Origin of the sequence: Methylomonas sp. LL1 (genome assembly GCF_015711015.1) — a bacterium.
In the GTDB taxonomy this organism is placed as follows: domain Bacteria; phylum Pseudomonadota; class Gammaproteobacteria; order Methylococcales; family Methylomonadaceae; genus Methylomonas.
Genome location: NZ_CP064653.1, coordinates 2,868,884 through 2,886,689 on the forward strand (window position 1 = coordinate 2,868,884; position 17,806 = coordinate 2,886,689).

The following is a 17,806-nucleotide window of genomic DNA, read 5'->3' on the forward strand; positions in this document are numbered from 1 at the left end:
AAATCAACAGGTTAAGAGTGCAAAAACATTCCGCTTAACCTGGGGTCTATGATAAATCTTAAATAAGAAACATTACCAGCCGCCGCCCTATGCCAAACGTAGTCTTTCGGATGCCAAACGTATTTTGTTTCATAATTCACGCCGAAAACCGTACACTGTGGCCCATGGCATGGTAAGCCGATAACCTTGATCGAGTCCTTGACGACATGACAATACAAACACGCCCACATTGCTCGTTTTTTGGCGCTTGATCCTGCCGCCATGGATATCAAGTTGCCCTTGAACGCGAATCCGCAACTGGCCGTCAACAAAGCCGGCGGCGACGGCTTAAACCTGAAAATGCATCAATTGCTGGAAGCCAAGGTAGTCGACACTCAGATCATGCTGAACACGCTGGCCTTGAAAGTGGCCGACAAAACCCTCACCGTACGCACCGAGCAACCGCTGACCTTGCAAAGCGGACAGACCCTACAATTACAAGTCGTCAAACTACTGCCGCAGCCTGAATTTAAAATCCTGCCGCCAGCCTCGCCTCAAACCGCGCAGCTTGCACCCCCACTTGCACTGGACAACTTGATCCTAAAATTGGCGAGTCAGCCCGCTTCCGGCACACCCGATACAACTATCAAACTAAGCGATCTGCAAACCGGCCAACAGTTACCAGCTAGCATCATCAGCATCGCCAACAATAAAATCACCCTACAACTACTGCCCATGCCGGTAAACAGCGGACTGCCGTCAACACCAGCGACCATGACGCCGGCCAATCTTCTGCTGACATTGGATGCCAAACAAATATTGCCGCCGACCACGGCCAACCATCCGACAGCCTCGGCACCGCTAGCCACAAGCCTTGCGACGGGAACTCAGCTCACCTTGCAAGTCGTAAAAGCCGGCGACAAACCCACTTTTACGGTTTTAGCCACGCCCATCGATAGCGAACGACAAATCATCGAGGCCTTCAAACAATTATTGCCAATCCAAGCCTCACCGGCACCGTTGATTACTCATCTGCAACAAGCCTTGCCCGAACTGCTGACCGACGCCTCGCTGGCCGAAACCCTAAAAAATCTGGCCCAGAAAATTTTGAGCGGCATACCCGCCAGGCCACAACTCACCGAACCGACACAACTGAAACAAGCGGTTAACGCATCGGGCTTATTTCTGGAAAGCAAACTGGCCGAGCTGTTGGCGGGCAGACAAGACTTTTCCTTGCAAGACGACTTCAAACTCAAACTGAGTAAATTGATCCATCTACTCAACCAGGAATTGGCGGCCGAAACCGGCAACAAATCGACCGAGAACAGCGAAACATTGAAGGAAAGCCTGCAAAAAGCCCAGAGCGCGTTCGCCAAACTCACGCTGGACCAACTCAACTCGCTACCCAAGGATGACTCGCCCAAACAGGGCTGGGTATTGGAACTGCCTTTTTTTCATAACGACGCCGCCAACAGCGTAAAAATTGAAATCGAGCGCGATAAAAGCGGCCAAAGCGATGACCCGCAAAAAAACTGGGCCGTCAGCATTACCATAACCCCGCCCGATCTTGCTACAATACACTGCAAAATTTCCTGCTACGACGGCTCCGTCAATACCCGCTTCTGGAGCGAAGCCGCCGACACAGTAGAGAAAATCAACGCCCACCTCGACTACCTAAAACAGCAGTTCGAGCAAAAAGGATTAACAACCGGATTTATGGAAGCCCACCAAGGCCTGCCCGCACAGACTGACAGCATTAAAACACCCGTGCCCCATCTGCTAAGCGAAAAAGCCTGAACACACTGCCGCAAATACACCAGGACACTGCATGGACACTCAATTTGCCATTGAATCGCGTCGTTCCGTCGAGCAATTCGCCCCGGCTCATAGCTTGATGAAACAGGAAATCGAATCGCTATTATCGTTAGGCCTATTGTCGCCGACCGCCTTGAATATTCCGCCGCGCGGCTTTGATTTCGAGTACCTCCGCATGGTCCTACACCCTGATCGAGCCGGCAACGGCCGACCAACCATCAATCAAGTAGTCATCAGCGACCGCTTTGCCTAACCCTCCACCCCAATTTTGTAACCGATGACCCAGACATTAAAAACCGGCCCGACCGAACAAGTCACCCTAACCCAATTCATTATCGAGCAACAACGCGGCCTGCCGGACGCTTCCGGCACCTTTACCCTGCTGCTGAATAATATCGTCACCGCCTGCAAACAGATCTCCCATCGCGTCAACCGCGGCGCGCTGATCGGCGTATTGGGTAGCGCCGAATCGGAAAACGTGCAGGGCGAGGTGCAGAAAAAACTCGACATCATCACCAACGACATCATGGTCAAGGCCCTGGACTGGGGTGGACACTTGGGCGGCATGGCATCCGAGGAAATCGACGATCCGATCAAAATCCCCAAACAATATCCGAAAGGCAAATATCTGGTGTTGTTCGATCCGCTGGACGGCTCGTCCAACATCGACATCAACCTGACGGTCGGAACCATTTTTTCGGTGCTGCGCTGCCGCGAAGGCGTGGAACCGGAAACCGAGGATTTCCTGCGCAAGGGTACCGAACAAGTCTGCGCCGGCTTCGTGCTGTACGGCCCGTCGACCATGCTGGTGCTGACCACCGGCAAAGGCGTCAATGGTTTTACCTTGGATCAGGATATAGGCGAATTCATCCTGACTCATCACAACATGCGCATCCCGGAAGACACCAGCGAATTTGCCATCAACATGTCCAATCAACGTTTTTGGGAGCCACCGGTCAAACGCTATATCGACGAATGCCTGGCCGGCGAGGAAGGCCCGCGCGGCAAGAACTTCAACATGCGTTGGGTGGCCTCCTTGGTGGCCGACGTATACCGCATCCTCAATCGCGGCGGCGTGTTTCTCTACCCCTACGACTTACGCGACCCGGATAGGCCCGGCAAACTGCGCCTGATGTACGAGGCCAATCCCATGGCTTTCATCATCGAACAAGCCGGCGGCGTTTGCAGCACAGGCCAGGAGCGGGTGCTTGAACTAAAACCGCATGACATACACCAACGAGTACCGTTGATTTTCGGATCCAAAAATGAAGTCGAACGCCTTATCAGCTATTACCAACAACCATCCAACGGCTAGAAACTTGAACGCGTCCCATAACCAAGTTATTTGCAGCAACTGCAGTCTCGATAACATTTGTCTACCACGCGGCTTGTCTCAGGCCGAAATCGACAACATCAGCAAAGTGGTTAAAGCCCGAAAAACCCTGCAACGCGGCGATTTCATCTATCGCGAAGGCGATAATTTCAAAGGCATACTGGCGATCAAATCCGGTAGCGCCAAACTGATTGCCAACGACAACCACGGCAATGAGCATATCCTGAACATATTACTGCCCGGCGAATTATTGGGCTTCGACGGCTTATCCAACGAACGCCACGGCTGCGCGGCGATTGCCTTGGAAACCATGACCTTTTGCATCCTGCCGGCCGACAATATCGATCAACTGTTCCAGAACCTGCCCGGCCTGACGCGTGAACTGTTCCGCCATTCCGGCGAAAAAATGCTGGAAGATAAAAATCAGCTGGTACTCAGCAAACGGCCGGCGGAAGAGCGCCTGGCCTATTTTCTGATCAGTTTGTCGGAGCGCCTGAAACGCCGGGGATTTTCGTCGTCGGAATTCAAACTATCGCTGACCCGCCAGGAAATCGGCAATCATCTGGGCCTGGCCCTGGAAACCGTCAGCCGCTTGTTGAAGAAATTTCAGGATGACAATTTGATCGTGGTGCAAAACCGCTTCATTCAGATCAAAAACCTGAGCTTATTGAAAGGATTGCTGCAACCGGTGGATTGATGCCGCGGGCTGGGATTTGCGTTGTTGGTCCCAGCCTATGAGCCGCGACCATCCTTCAAAATTTGCTGAAGCTGTCTGGTTCTTTCGCGGGTCAGTTCAGCCTTGCTAGATAATAACAACAGGGGATACATGCTACCCCAGCAGATCCTTACATCCTCTTCCGCGCATGCAAACCTTGCTTCTAGGTCGGCGTCACGAAATGATAGCCAAGCTTTTTGGGCGAGACGCAGTTTGCTAATAAATAACGGGGCATCAGCCTCTTTTTTGATCAGAGCCTGATAGGTTTGATTTAACTCTTGATCCGCCTTAGCAAAGTCATCACTCGCACAAGCGTTAAGCTCTAATTGGTTCCCAGCTTCATTACATTTGATCTCATCATCGGCCCATGATGCTATTGGAGCAAGCGCGATAACGAACCAGAAAACTATTTGATGCATAGAGCAACCTCGGCAACGAAAAACTCAATCAATGTAGGATATGCATCGCGTACCTGTTTCAAATATTAAACGGTGCGAAATATCCGAAGAAGGTACGCGATGCGTACCCTACCCACTGGTTCCCAAACTCCGGTTTGGGAACAACGTCTTGAAAGCTCCAGCTTTCATTGATTTGATCAGGAAACAGGCGCTTTCAAGATCGGGTAGCCAAGTTGGAGTTTGGCTACCAAGGCGCCGTAAGGTGTAATCTGTAGGGCGTCAATAGGCGATAGCCGTATTGCGCCGCATGCCGGGTTTTATTCATTCGGCGCAATGCCCGTTGGTTATTGCGCCCTACGCGGGCTAAGGGGCGCGCCGCTTGGCTGACTTTAACGAAGCCTGCGCACCCTGGTAAAAAACAAAACTTCAAAACGGCTAGCGGGCGGCGCGTCCCTTTGAGCGCTGGGTTAGGTTGCGGACCCATTGTGAGCACCAATATGTTTTGCTCCGACCTTGAAAAGGAGCCAGGCTGAAACGGGCACTGTAACGAACGATAAGAGTTGACACCAAAAGAGACCAACTCCGAGCCAGGGCAACAACTCGACTGTACCAGCAGAGCACTGTGCAAGGTTTTTGAGATTGCCTTGGCATTCGAAGTATTCATACGCCCAAACGGCTAACTGCCAACCGCCGAGTGTTACAGCAGCGGGTAATAATGCAAACATGTATCGAAGAAACCATGACATACAAGCAACCTAACAATTGATTAGTAGGCAAATCTGCCTGATAAGTTGATATTGAGCGTATTTTCAGGCACTTTCACCCCGATATTCCACATACATTGTGTAAATTTTTCTCGATAAGCATCGCATGCGCGACTAAGCCAATGTCAATTCTTAATCCCAACACCCTTGTTCAACAACCACAAACTGAACACACTCAAAAACACAATAAACCCCACTGTCATTGCAAACGCCAGCACGACATCGACATCGGTCACGCCGATCAGGCCATAGCGGAAGGTATTGATCATGTACAAAATCGGGTTGCAGCGGGCAATGCCTTGCCATAGCGGCGGCAGCATCGCCAACGAGTAAAACACCCCGCCCAAATAACTCAATGGCGTCAACACGAAGTTGGGGACGATGGAAATATCGTCGAAACTGTCGGCGAACACCGCATTGATAAAGCCGGCCAAGGCAAATATCGTTGCCGTCAACAACAGCATGGCACCGGCGATTCCCCAGTGGGTGACGCTAACCTGGGTAAACAGCATGGAAATAGCCGCCACCACCGCGCCGACCATCACGCCCCTGGCGATACCGCCGCAGACATAACCGGTCAATATTACCCAGTTGGGTACCGGCGCCACCAACAGTTCCTCGATATGATGCTGAAACTTGGTGGAATAAAACGACGACACTACGTTGGAATATGAATGACTGATCACCGACATCAATACCACTCCCGGCACGATGTAATCCATGTAACTGACGCCATGCACGCTGCCGATGCGCGCGCCGATCAGCCTGCCGAAAATCAAAAAATACAAGGCGGTGGTGACGGCCGGCGGCAACAGCGTTTGCGGCCAGATGCGGGTAAACCGGCGAATTTCCTTGAACAGGATGGTGCGAAAGGCGACGGAATACATCATTGCACCAGATCGATAAACAGTTGTTCCAGACGATTGGATTTGTTCTTCAGACTCAATACCTCGATCCGCAATGCCGACAACTGCTGAAACAGGCGATTGAGCCCCAGGCTTTTCGGCACCGCCACATTCAACACCCGGCTATCGGCTAATTCGATGTCATAGCCGTCGATCACCGGCGCTTGCTCCAGGCTTTGCCCAATATCCAAGACAAAATGATCGGTATGTATCCGGTTCAACAGACTGTTCATGGCCGATTTTTCGACGATTTCGCCATTATTGATAATGGCGATATTGCGGCACAGGCTTTCGGCTTCTTCCAGATAATGGGTGGTTAAAATGATGGTGGTGCCCTCGCGGTTGACCTCTTGCATCATCTGCCACATCGAGCGGCGGATTTCGATGTCCACCCCGGCGGTCGGCTCGTCCAGAATCAGCAGACGCGGTTTGTGTACCATGGCTCTGGCTATCATCAAACGTCGCTTCATGCCGCCCGACAAGCGCCGGGATACCGTATTGCGCCTGTCCCATAAATCCATTTGTTTCAAACATTGTTCAGTTTGCGCCAGCGCCTGTTTGCGCGGAATCCCATAATAACCGGCCTGATACAACACCACGTTTTTGACGGTTTCGAACTGGTTGAAATTGACTTCCTGCGGCACCAAGCCGATGCTGCTCTTGGCTTGTTCATTATCCTTGTTCAAATCATGACCGAACACTTGCACCACGCCGCTGGTTTTAGTGACCAGCGAACTGATAATACCGATCAAGGTCGATTTGCCGGCGCCGTTGGGGCCGAGCAACGCAAAAAAATCGCCGCTATCCACCTCGAGATCCACGCCTTTCAAAGCCTGGAAACCGTTCTTATAGGTCTTTTTTAGATTCTGAATGGATAAAGCCTTCATGGGGTAGTTTATAATGCGACAACTAGAACAGGCGCGAGACCAATGGACAACGCCTAACGCCGGGAATTTTAACAAAATTCCCGATGCCGCCTCAGCCTAAATCAGGAACATAACCGTGCCTACTCCCATACCCACCAGTGTTGCCGCCGTCGATCTGGGTTCCAACAGCTTTCATATGATCATTTGCAGCCTGAAGGACGGCAAATTGCAAATCATAGACCGCTTGAAGGAAATGGTACGCTTGGCGGCCGGCTTGAGCGAAGACAAATATCTCGACCAACCCACTCAGGAAAAAGCCCTGGCCTGCTTGGAGCGTTTCGGGCAACGCATCAATAACTTCGCCCCCAACAGCGTGCGCATCGTCGGCACCAACACCTTGCGCCTGGCTAAAAATTCCCAACAATTCATCCGCAAGGCGGAAAAGGCTCTAGGCCATCCCATCCACATCATTTCCGGCATCGAAGAAGCCCGCTTGATCTATCAAGGCGTCGCGCATAGCCTGTCCAGTAACGCCAACAATCGCTTCGTGATGGATATAGGCGGCAGCAGCACCGAATATATCATCGGCCAACACGATACGGCCCACACCAAGGAAAGCTTGAACATGGGTTGCGTTACAGTCAGCCAAAGTTTTTTCAAGAACGGCGCCATTTCCAAAAAAGCCTTTAAAAAAGCCACATTATTCGCCGAACACCATTTGGAGCCGTTTCAGGACACGTTCAACAGCAGAAACTTCGACGAAGCCATCGGCGCTTCCGGCAGCTTGAAAGCCATCAGCAATGTGCTGGAAACCTCCGGCTTCAGCAACAACGGCATTACGCTGGACGGCCTGGAACAACTGGTCGCGCATTTACTGACACTACAACACATCGATCAAATCAACTTTCCGGCGCTAAGCTTGGAACGGCGTCCGGTGTTCATCGGCGCGGTGGCCATTGTCCATGCGACGTTCAAAACATTGAACATCCAACAAATGACCGTGTCCGACGGCGCCTTGCGCGAAGGCCTGGTGTATGACTTATTGGGACGGATTTACGATCACGACATCCGCTCGCAAACCAGCCGGACCATCGCCGAACGCTATCACACCGACATCCGCCATTCGGAACAGCTCAAGGAAACCCTGCGTTACATGGTGGCGCAACTGGAACATCATCCTTGCTTTGACGACAATTCGGCCAGTCTGCAATTCCTGGAATGGGCGGCGGATTTACACGAAATCGGCTTTGAAATTGCCCACAGCCAATATCATAAGCATAGCGCCTATATCATTGAAAACGGCGACCTGGCAGGCTTCTCCAAACAAGATCAGCAAATTCTGTCCCGGTTGGTACGCAGTCACCGTAAAAAACTCAGCCAGACCAGATTCGAAGACCTGCCTAGCCCCTGGGACCGGCACGCACCGATCATGACCATTCTGTTCAGGCTGGCGACGGTATTGCACCGCAACCGCCACAGCCAGCGTCCAGACTTTCAGATCAACATCGACGATAGAAACATACAACTGACCTTCCCCGAGCAATGGTTGGAACAAGCGCCGTTGACCCAGGCCGACCTCGGCCAGGAAGTACAATACCTGAAAGAAGCCAGGTTCAATCTGGCCTTTTGATCGATGTTCAAATCGTTAAATATCCCCAAACCGGTCAGAATTCTGCTTTATGCCGGCCTGATATTCATCCTGCTGTTCAATTTGTTATTGTTGTTCGCGATTGACGACACACCCTTGTTGAAAATGCACCAGGGCCTGAATCGCGACGACATCCAACGCGCCAAGCAAATCCTGCATCTGACACCGGAAGAACGGGACCAAATCAAGACCATCGTCCTGAATCAAAAAGACATCAACATCGCCGTCAATTACCTGCTGAATCACTTCTTCGAAAATACGGTTCAGATTCAGGTGGGGGAGCAAATCATTTTTGCCCAAATCGCGGTGTTCGTGCCCAAGACCATTTGGGGGCAATATCTGGATTTCAGCTTCAAATTGCTTCAAACCGATACCGGCGTCAAAATCAAATCCTTTAAAATCGGCGAAATATCGGTTCCCGACCCGGCGGCGAATTATCTGATTCCGGCCATTGCGCATACCACTCCGCTACGCAAATACTGGCAACTGGCCGATAACTACGTCAAGGACATCCGCTTCACGCCGGACGGCCTCCAAATCAGTTATCTGGGTTCCATGGTGCAAGCGGCCAAGCAACTGGCGATTCAAAAACACCGCGAATATCCTAACCTGCATTTGTACCAACAACAGATCAACGACATCGTCAGCCAACATGATCCTGCCTGGCGCCTATCCCTGATGGAGTTGTTGCAACCCTTGTTTTCATCCGCCTATCAGCGCTCGACGGATGACAACGCGATTCAAGAAAACCGCGCGGTGATCATCGCGGTGGGCAGTTACATCTACAAACACGAATTACGCCGTTATTTACCGCTGGGCCTGGTTTACAGCAAGGAATACCAGGTGTTTGCCTATAAACGCATCGACATTCCGCAACACTTTATCGCATCGGCCCTGTTGGCGGCGGTGGACGCCTCGTTGTTGAGCGAGCAATTGGCCGTAGACAAGGAACTGGGCGACGCCGAACAAGGCAGCGGCTTTAGCTTCATCGATTTGACCGCGGACCGGGCCGGCACCCGCTTCGGCCAGCTTGCGATCGCTTCTCCGAAACAAGCCCGTGAGCTGCAGCGCCAGCTATCGGAAGCCAAGGATTACACCGCCATCATTCCGAATATCCAGGGCTTGCCGGAGCAAATGGACGAACCGACATTCAACAGCCGATTCGGCAATACCGGCAGCCAGCCCTATCGGGATATGATTGCGGAAATCGATAAACGCATCGCGGACTTACCGTTGTATCAAGCACGTTAATTTTGAATAGCCCTCGGTTCCGCTGAATTGAGTCGGCTCAACCCTGCCCTACTCAATCACAATCGATAGTCACTAGCGAAATGTCGTCATGCGGAGCCACCCCATCCAGAAAAGTCGTCAAACCCAGCCCGACCTGAACCAGTCGATCATCCGCCGCCGCATCGCCCAGTATTTTCGTTAACCGGACTTCGCCGAACACCTCGCCGTCAGCCGCCGTCGCCTCGACCAAGCCATCGGTAAACATAATGACTTGGCCCGGCATGGTCCAGGTCATGGTTTCTATCGATGCATCGAATTCGTTGTCTTTAAGAATACCCAGGGCAAGATGCCTGGAATGCCAGTCGCGGACAACGTCCCCCCCGGCAGTCATGAACAATGCGGGCGGCAGCCCGCCGTTCCATACCTGAATCGTACTCAGGTCGGGATCTATCGCGACTAAAATGGCCGCGACGAAATATCCTGGCGGCAGGATGCGATTCAAGCGGCTGTTTATGCCCCGGCATAGAATTTCCAGCGATGCATTGCTCTCGGCGAATTCAAAGAATGCTTCAACCAACGGAATGGCATTCAACGCCGACGACAAGCCATGACCGGTCACATCGGCCAACAGCAGATACTGCCGTCCCGTTTCAGTCCGCACCACCGACACTACATCGCCGCTGAAGGCGCCCGCCGGCATATTCAGGTGCCCTATGCCCTGATCGGCCAAATCTTGATTGCGAGTCAGTTGTCGCATCATGTACTGAGCCAAACCGATCTCTTTTTCGGTTTTGTCTTGGTGCTGTTTCAGTGTTTGCAGCGCCTCGAACAAGGCATTTTGCATGGCCGCAATGCGTTGCATCGCTTGAATCTTGTATCTCAGGATGGACAAGTTGATGGGCTTGACGATGTAATCGTCCCCGCCTGCCTGCAAGCCCTCGATCTGATCCTCCGGACTGTCAAGCCCGCTGGTCATGATCACCGGGATCCAACGCTCCTTGGATAACTCCCTGAACTGTCTTGTAACTTCGTGACCGCTCATTCCCGGCATCATGACATCCATGATCACCAGATCCGGCGTTTTATCCCTAAAGAGCCGAATGGCTTCCTCGCCGTTTCCAGCCGACCTGGCCTGATGTCCGGTATTTTTTAAAAAGCGTTCCAACAAAATCCGGTTGGCGGGTTCATCGTCCACGATCAGAATCTTCAGGGAGGTGGAATTCATTTCACATTAGCGCTTACGTGGATTACCGGCCATGATGACCATTCAACTATCCAGAAATCCGAGGAATGTCTCGCCGGCCTCGCCTTTCAGCGCCGAGCAAACAGCCTTAATGTCATCCAGGGAAAAGTAAAAAGGTTGATTGCCGAGCGGACCGTTCGAGCAATCGCTCATAGCAAACCCCATTGCCCAGGTTGCAAAACATCTTTTCGGGCTATCCGTCTCAAGCACCACCGTGACGTCGGTATGGCGCGAGTCGCGCCGAATATTGGCAAATAAATTTTTTATATCGGCTTCATCGCCTTCAATCATCTGCATGATCTTTCCTGCGTGATACACCAGCAATCCGGAAATCCTATGTTGATAATTTGCGCTTTGAGCCTTATTTAAAATATTCAACAAATCGGTTTCCACAAATTCAAATGCGGAACGGCTGGTATAAATCAATTGATGACAAGCCATGTAGATAGATTCACGCAAAATGTCGGTTATGAGTGGAGAGTTTGACATACCGATTAGGGCGTGTCACCAATCATTACGAGGCGGGAATCGACAGAGAAATTACGGAACGCATTGCCGAACGCGGCATAAAAAAGGGGCTTTTCAGCCCCTTTTAGTTTCCGGCGGATTAGTTGAATGTACTGCCGGGCGTGCCTGGCAGGGTCGGCATGGTTTGTTTCGGGAATTCGCCGGTCAATGCATTCAGGAATGCCACGATGTCTGCGGTATCGTCGTCGGATAAATCCTTATCCAACTGCAATTTGGCCATCAGTTTGACGGCTTTATCCAAGGTTTTGACAGAACCGTTATGGAAATACGGCGCGGTCAAAGCGATATTACGCAGGGTCGGCACCTTGAACATATGCTCGTCGCTTTCTTTCTTGGTGACTTCCGCCAGACCTTTATCCTTGCCAATGTGATACTGCGCTTCGAAATAGCCGCTAGAATGAACCGGGAATTTTTGGAACGCCCCGGGACCATTGAAAGCCGGTCCGCTATGGCAACTAGTACAACCCAATTCCACCGCTTTTTGCATGCCGCGCACCTGCTGGGCCGTCATGGCATCTTTATCGCCTTCGACATATTTGTCGTAAGGGCTGTTGGGGGTAATCAGAGTTCTTTCGTAAGCGGCAATGGCTTTGGTGGCATTGTCCTTGGTGATGGTCTCGCTGTCGCTGCCGAAGGCCAGATCGAACGCCTGACGGTAACCCTTGATGGTTTTCAAACGAGCGACTACGTCATCCCAGCTTTTCATACCCATTTCGATCGGGTTGGTGACGGGACCGGCGGCTTGTTCTTCCAGACTGCCGGCGCGGCCGTCCCAGAACTGGACTTTATTGAAAGCGGCGTTCCAGACGGTAGGCGCGCTACGACCGCCGGTTTGGCCATTTACGCCCATCGAGTTGGGGCGATTATCTTCGCCGCCCAACATGGTGTTATGGCAGGACGCGCAAGCCACGGTACCGGTCGAAGACAAGCGGGGATCGTGATACAGCATCTTACCCAACTCCACTTTTTCCGGCGTGGTGGGATTATCGGCCGGAGCCGGTGCAGTGGTTGGCAAGGCTTCCGCCGCCATCACGGAAAGTGAACCGGTCAATGCTATCGCAGCGACCAGCATACGCAATTTAAACATGTCATCCTCCGAAGTTGTTATTATTAGTAACGAGCTTGAATTGTAAGGTAAAGCTAGTCGTCAGGTAAATTTTATTACGCGGGAACTAATTCGTTTACCTAGCATCCACCGTTAGCATTTTTTTGATGCACTCATAAAAAGCACAACCGATTCCGGCGCTGATATGGCCGGACGAGTTGCGAAAAGGCATTTGCGGCCTGTCCCACCATGCGTCGAATCCTACCTATCGTTTCAACCCAGGGGGAGTCATGAACAAGCTAACACTTTTAACCGGTAGCCTATTATTATTGTTCGGCAGTGCCGTATTGGCCGAACCGCATGCGGACGCTGCCTTGACTCATGCCAAGGAAGCCGTGGAACACGGTAAGGCCGGTCACTCGGTGGTACTGGTGGAACACGCGGAAACCGCGCTGGATCACGCTCAAAAAGCCGCCGAAGCTGCCAAGGGCGACGCCAAGCACCATATGCACGAAGCAGTCACTTCGCTGAAGGAAGCCATCGAACACGGTAAGCTGGAACATGCCGACAAGGCTACTCATTCGGCCGAAGACGCGGTAGAGCACCTGAAAGCAGGCAATAAATAATTGTCTAATTAACAAAAACGGGCTGAGGCTTGGTTAAGCATCAGCCCGTTTTTGCACCATCTCGCCCAAGGCCACGGCTAATCGGGCATCGGATTAGGATCTCGCTACAAATAGCGCCCCCTTCTACGGCTTGCCAAGCGCCAACCTTGCATAACTCCAACCATAGTATGCAATATAGACATAACATAACGCCGGGATAAAGAAGGCATGCTGTATGCCTAAACGGTCGGCAAATGCGCCTTGTATCACGGGCAAAACCGCTCCTCCGACAATGGCCGCGCACAAAATACCCGAGCCTTGGCCGGTATGCCGGCCCAGACCACCGACCGCCAGCGAAAAAATGGTGGGGAACATGATCGAATTGCATAAACCGACCGCCAGTATGCTCCACATAGCCAGCTGGCCGCTGCCGAGCATGGTCAGCACCACCAACGATGCCGCGCTAACGGCGTTAAACGCCAAGGCCTTTGCCGGGCGAACCTTTTGCATCACCAGCGAACCGGCGAATCGGCCCAGCATGGCTCCGCCCCAATAAAACGACACATATTTGCCGGCATCCTGCTCGGCCAGTCCGGCGATGGCCGGCTCGCCGAGGAAATTGACCAAAAAACTGCCGATGGATACTTCACCACCGACATAGACAAAAATCGCCACCGCACCCAGTACCAGATGCGGATAATGCCAAGCGCTGCCTCTATCCTGTTCGGCATTTATTGCGGTTTCCCGCGTTTCCGGATTGATTTTCGGCAGTTTCAGCAGCGCAAACACCGCCGCCATCAAAAACAACACCGCCGCCAAAAACAAATAGGGATTCTGCACCGCCGCCGCTTCCGCCGCCTGATATGCCGACAATGCTTCGGGATTCAGCAGCTTGAGTTCATCTACACTTTTCACCGCCGTGGACAGTATCAACAGCGCCCCGAAATACGGCGCCAGCGTGGTGCCCAGCGAATTGAAGGCCTGGGTCAGCGTCAACCGGCTGGATGCGGTTTCCGGGGCGCCGAGTACGGTCACATAGGGATTGGCGGCTACCTGTAATAGAGTAATGCCGGAAGCCAGCACGAAAAACGCCGTCAGAAACAGCGGATAGGAATGTAGGCCAGCAGACGGATAAAACAGCAGGCAGCCGCAACCCGCTATCGCCAAACCAACGACAATACCGCCCTTGTAACCAATCTTCTCGACCAGATAGCCGCTGGGTAGCGACACCACGAAATAGGCGGTGAAGAAACAAAATTGAATCAACATCGCCTGGGTATAGCTCAAGGTAAATACCGCTTTCAGATGCGGAATCAAAATGTCGTTCAGACAGGTGATAAAACCCCAGATGAAAAACAGCGAGGTAAGAATGGTCAACGAGCCCAAGTAATACTGTTGACCGGCATCATTTCGATAAACCATAACTTACCTCGCAATCGGTTTAATTTGGCATGACATTGAAAGGAACGCTCTCGTTACCCACCATCACCTTGAACTCGCCCGGCTCCACGATACGCTTCATGTCCAGCCCGATGAACGACATGTCTTGCGCCGTCAACGTGAAGTGCAGAGTTTCCTGTTGACCGGGTTTAAGTTCAACCTTCTTAAAGGCCTTCAGTTGCTTGACCGGACGTGTCACCGAGGCGGCCACATCGTTCAAATACACCAGCACGGCTTCCTTGCCGGTTAAAGTCCCGCTATTTTTGAGGTTGACGCTGACTTCGACGGATTCGCCCAAGGCGATTTTGTCCTTATTCAAACGTAAACCGCTGGTTTCGAATGACGTGTAACTCAAGCCGTGGCCGAACGTATATAAGGGCCGATATTGATTGCTTTCAAAAGCCTCGATCGGTTTATGGTCGTACAGGGTCACATCGTTGCTGTTGCGCGGATAGGAAATCGGCAATTTGCCGCTGGGATTGACGTCGCCGAACAAAATGTCCGCCATCGCTAAACCGCCTTCCATGCCCGGCAAAAAGCCCAACACCACCGCATTAGCCTTGTCGGCGATTTCGGTGATGATGCGTGGCCGACCGCCGAAAGTGACCAGCACCACCGGTTTGCCGATCTCGAATAGCGCTCTGGCCAATTGCAGTTGGACCGGGTCAAGATTCAGTGACTCGATATTGCCCATGGTTTCGGTATAGGGTTTTTCGCCCAAGGCCAAAACCACCAGGTCGTGGTTGCGGGCTTCCGTTACCGCCTGTTCGATGTTGATTTCTTCGTTAAAGGATTTTCCACCGACATAAGTCACCTTGCCGCTGGTTTTTTGCCGGATGGCGTCCAGCAAGGTCAATTTGTCTTTTGGATACAACTGTTCGCTGTCGCCCTGCCAGGTAATAGTCCAACCGCCATTCATCACGTTTAGGGTATTGGCGACCGGCCCGGTCACCAGGATGCTGGCTTTTTTGCTTAACGGCAGGATGCGATTATCGTTCTTGGCCAACACGATCGCCTCGCGCGCCGCCTGTTTATTGACCTCGACCGCGGCCTCGGTAACGAAATTACCGGCTACCGGCAAGTCCGGCTCGCGGCGTTCAAACAAACCGCTCTGATATTTGACCCGTAGAATCCGAGCCACCGCCTCGTCGATCCGCGTCATCGGCACTTCGCCGCTTTTGACCAAATCCAACAGTAGATCGTAAAACGAAAAATTAAACGGCACCATGCTCATATCGACGCCGGCCATCACCGCGATTTTTACCGCCTCGCGCGGCGATGCGGCCAATTTATCGCGGCTATACAGGCGGATGATGTCTTCCCAATCCGATACCGTAAAGCCCCTGAATCCCATTTCTCCACGCAGGATTTCGGTCAGGTAGTGATAATTGGCATGACCGGGAATGCCGTCGACTTCGGCGGAATTGATCATCACCGTCGGCGCGCCGGCCATGACACCGGCCTCAAAGCTAGGCAAAAAATACTCACGCAGCGCCCGCTCGCCGATCCAGGCCGGGGTACGGTCCTTACCGTTCAACGGATAGCTGTAGCCGACATAATGTTTCAGGCAAGTCGGTGCCTTGTCGGCGGCGGAAAAATCGCCGCCCTGATGGCCTTGAATATAGGCACTGCCCATCGCGCTAGCCAAATGCACGTCCTCGCCGTAAGTTTCCCACAGTCGCGGCCACAGCGGTTGGCGACCGATGTCCATCACCGGCGAGAAATTCCAATCCAAGCCGGAGGCTTTGACTTCGCGGGCGGTGATTTCGCCTTCCTTAAACGACAACTCGGTATTGAAGGTCGCCGCCATGCTGATCGCTTGCGGAAACAACACCGAATTTTGGGTATAAGTCGCGCCGTGAATCGCATCGATACCGTATATCACCGGGATTTTCAGCCGGCTTTTGGCGGCCGTTTCGCGGACCGCTTGCGTCATCCGCCGCCATTTTTCAATCGGCTGGGCCTTGTTGTTGGGCGTGGTCGGTGTGTTAAGTATCGAGCCGACATGATGATTTAGTATCGCATCGTCCAGCTTGGCCGAGTCGATCGGATTTTCCGCATCCTGGCCGTTTTCAACTGAAATCACGCTAAAGTCGATCTGGGTCATCTGCCCGATTTTTTCCTCCAGCGTCATTTGCGCCAGCAGAGACTGGACTTGGTTTTCAATGGTCTGGTTTGCTTCTAGTGCACTCACGGCAGACTCCGACATCATAAACAGGGAAAGGATTAGAAAATGAGCTTTTGTGTTCAAGGCGTTTGGCTTAGGTATAAAAGTAGTGCCGATCCCCCGATTTGTAAGCGGCGCTCCGATGAATCGGGGGATAATTGGTAGTTAAGAGTAACTGGTTTTCGATTCGGATCGCCGTAATTTTTGCGCGGCCCAGAATCTACTCAAAAGCCGCGACGAGCACCGCCGGATGATTAGGGCAAAGCCTGAAGTGTAACCAAGCGAATCGGTACGGCCAAAATTCGCTTGCTGTTAGACATCAACCGGGAAGGCAGTTCTCAAAACTGGGCATCATGAAATACGTTTTGCACATCATCCAATTCGTTCAACAAATCCAAGAACTTTTCAAACAGCACCACATCTTCGCCGCTAATCTGGGTAGCGCTTTTCGGCAAAAATTGAATCTCGTCCACCTCGAAGTCGATCTCGCCCAATAAATCGTTCAAGGCTTGCTTAGCCTTGAAATAATCGGCCTGCGGCGTGAACACGGTGATTTTACCGTCTTCGCTTTCGACGTCACTGACATCCACATCCGCCGCCAATAAGGCTTCAAGCACGGCGTCCTCGTCATCATGCTTGAACGCCAGAATAGCGGAATGATCGAACATGTGACTGACGGTACCCTGTGTGCCGATTTTGCATTTGGTTTTGGTGAAACACAGGCGCACATCGCCGAAAGTCCGGTTCGGATTGTCGGTCAGGCAATCGACGATCACCATGCAACCGCCGGGGCCGAAGCCCTCATAGCGGGCCGGGGCAAAATCTTCGCCGCCGCCGCCCTTGGCCTTATCGATGGCTTTTTCGATCACATGGGAGGGCACCTGGTCCTTCTTGGCTCGATCGATCAATCCCCGTAATGCCAGGTTTCCGGATGGGTCTATCCCCCCGGCTTTGGCAGCCATATAGATCTCACGGCCATACTTGCTGTAAACCTTGGTTTTAGCATCGGCCGTTTTGGCCATGGACACTTTACGGTTTTGATAGGCTCTACCCATGGGTTTGTTGCTCCATTAACAACGAAGAAAAATCGGGAAATTCTACAGATAAGTTTTTTTAGAGGGAATC

At 52.3% G+C, this 17,806-nt stretch carries 16 protein-coding genes; 7 read left to right on the top strand and 9 right to left on the bottom strand.

Translation table 11 applies throughout. The features are described 5' to 3' along the window. Nucleotides 1-261: 261 nt before the first annotated feature. Genes IVG45_RS13320 through IVG45_RS13335 form a run of 4 tightly spaced genes read left to right on the top strand, consistent with a single transcriptional unit; the run spans nt 262 to nt 3,824 of the window. Nucleotides 262-1,776, top strand: coding sequence for a flagellar hook-length control protein FliK (locus tag IVG45_RS13320; protein ID WP_196434295.1), 1,515 nt, complete (start codon nt 262-264; stop codon nt 1,774-1,776). Between the two features lie 31 nt (nt 1,777-1,807). Next, the gene (locus tag IVG45_RS13325; protein WP_196434296.1) at nt 1,808-2,047 is read left to right on the top strand and encodes a hypothetical protein; all 240 of its coding nucleotides are present in this window, start codon (nt 1,808-1,810) and stop codon (nt 2,045-2,047) included. A gap of 24 nt (nt 2,048-2,071) precedes the next feature. Beyond that, nucleotides 2,072-3,109 (top strand): class 1 fructose-bisphosphatase, encoded by a 1,038-nt coding sequence (locus IVG45_RS13330; RefSeq protein WP_196434297.1) that lies wholly within the window; start codon nt 2,072-2,074, stop codon nt 3,107-3,109. A 4-nt stretch (nt 3,110-3,113) separates the two neighbouring features. Further along, nucleotides 3,114-3,824, top strand: coding sequence for a helix-turn-helix domain-containing protein (locus tag IVG45_RS13335; protein WP_196434298.1), 711 nt, complete (start codon nt 3,114-3,116; stop codon nt 3,822-3,824). Nucleotides 3,825-3,859: 35 nt separating this feature from the next. On the opposite strand, the gene IVG45_RS13340 is transcribed toward IVG45_RS13335, so the two are convergent. From IVG45_RS13340 to IVG45_RS13350, 3 genes are all read right to left on the bottom strand, one after another. Then, the gene (locus IVG45_RS13340; RefSeq protein WP_196434299.1) at nt 3,860-4,261 is read right to left on the bottom strand and encodes a lysozyme inhibitor LprI family protein; all 402 of its coding nucleotides are present in this window, start codon (nt 4,259-4,261) and stop codon (nt 3,860-3,862) included. A gap of 868 nt (nt 4,262-5,129) precedes the next feature. Continuing rightward, on the bottom strand, nt 5,130-5,894 hold the full coding sequence (locus IVG45_RS13345) for an ABC transporter permease (RefSeq protein WP_196434300.1): 765 nt from the start codon (nt 5,892-5,894) through the stop codon (nt 5,130-5,132). Next, nucleotides 5,891-6,796: an ABC transporter ATP-binding protein gene (locus IVG45_RS13350; protein ID WP_196434301.1), complete on the bottom strand. Its 906-nt coding sequence runs from the start codon at nt 6,794-6,796 to the stop codon at nt 5,891-5,893. The genes IVG45_RS13345 and IVG45_RS13350 overlap by 4 nt, the downstream gene beginning before the upstream one ends. A 115-nt stretch (nt 6,797-6,911) precedes the next feature. Between IVG45_RS13350 and ppx the strand changes: the two genes are divergently transcribed. After that, nucleotides 6,912-8,405, top strand: a complete 1,494-nt coding sequence (gene ppx / locus IVG45_RS13355) for an exopolyphosphatase (RefSeq protein WP_196434302.1) — start codon at nt 6,912-6,914, stop codon at nt 8,403-8,405. Nucleotides 8,406-8,408: 3 nt separating this feature from the next. Further along, nucleotides 8,409-9,674, top strand: coding sequence for a hypothetical protein (locus IVG45_RS13360; RefSeq protein ID WP_196434303.1), 1,266 nt, complete (start codon nt 8,409-8,411; stop codon nt 9,672-9,674). A 52-nt stretch (nt 9,675-9,726) separates the two neighbouring features. Here IVG45_RS13360 and IVG45_RS13365 read toward each other — a convergent pair whose 3' ends face one another. From IVG45_RS13365 to IVG45_RS13375, 3 genes are all read right to left on the bottom strand, one after another. Then, nucleotides 9,727-10,878 carry a fused response regulator/phosphatase gene (locus IVG45_RS13365; protein ID WP_196434304.1) on the bottom strand — a complete coding sequence of 384 codons (1,152 nt, stop codon included), beginning with the start codon at nt 10,876-10,878 and terminating at the stop codon, nt 9,727-9,729. Nucleotides 10,879-10,920: 42 nt separating this feature from the next. Further along, nucleotides 10,921-11,337 carry a BLUF domain-containing protein gene (locus tag IVG45_RS13370; RefSeq protein ID WP_196434305.1) on the bottom strand — a complete coding sequence of 139 codons (417 nt, stop codon included), beginning with the start codon at nt 11,335-11,337 and terminating at the stop codon, nt 10,921-10,923. Nucleotides 11,338-11,503: 166 nt separating this feature from the next. After that, nucleotides 11,504-12,511, bottom strand: coding sequence for a cytochrome-c peroxidase (locus IVG45_RS13375; protein WP_196434306.1), 1,008 nt, complete (start codon nt 12,509-12,511; stop codon nt 11,504-11,506). 248 nt (nt 12,512-12,759) lie between these two features. Between IVG45_RS13375 and smbP the strand changes: the two genes are divergently transcribed. Next, a complete protein-coding gene (gene smbP / locus IVG45_RS13380; RefSeq protein ID WP_196434307.1) occupies nt 12,760-13,095 on the top strand; it encodes a small metal-binding protein SmbP in 336 nt (111 codons plus the stop codon). A 123-nt stretch (nt 13,096-13,218) separates the two neighbouring features. Here smbP and IVG45_RS13385 read toward each other — a convergent pair whose 3' ends face one another. From IVG45_RS13385 to IVG45_RS13395, 3 genes are all read right to left on the bottom strand, one after another. Then, complete coding sequence (locus tag IVG45_RS13385; RefSeq protein WP_196434308.1) at nt 13,219-14,496, bottom strand: sugar MFS transporter; 1,278 nt, start codon at nt 14,494-14,496, stop codon at nt 13,219-13,221. A 19-nt stretch (nt 14,497-14,515) separates the two neighbouring features. After that, complete coding sequence (locus IVG45_RS13390) at nt 14,516-16,708, bottom strand: glycoside hydrolase family 3 N-terminal domain-containing protein (RefSeq protein ID WP_230874588.1); 2,193 nt, start codon at nt 16,706-16,708, stop codon at nt 14,516-14,518. A 311-nt stretch (nt 16,709-17,019) separates the two neighbouring features. Continuing rightward, a complete protein-coding gene (locus IVG45_RS13395) occupies nt 17,020-17,736 on the bottom strand; it encodes a YebC/PmpR family DNA-binding transcriptional regulator (protein WP_196434309.1) in 717 nt (238 codons plus the stop codon). Nucleotides 17,737-17,806 lie beyond the last annotated feature (70 nt).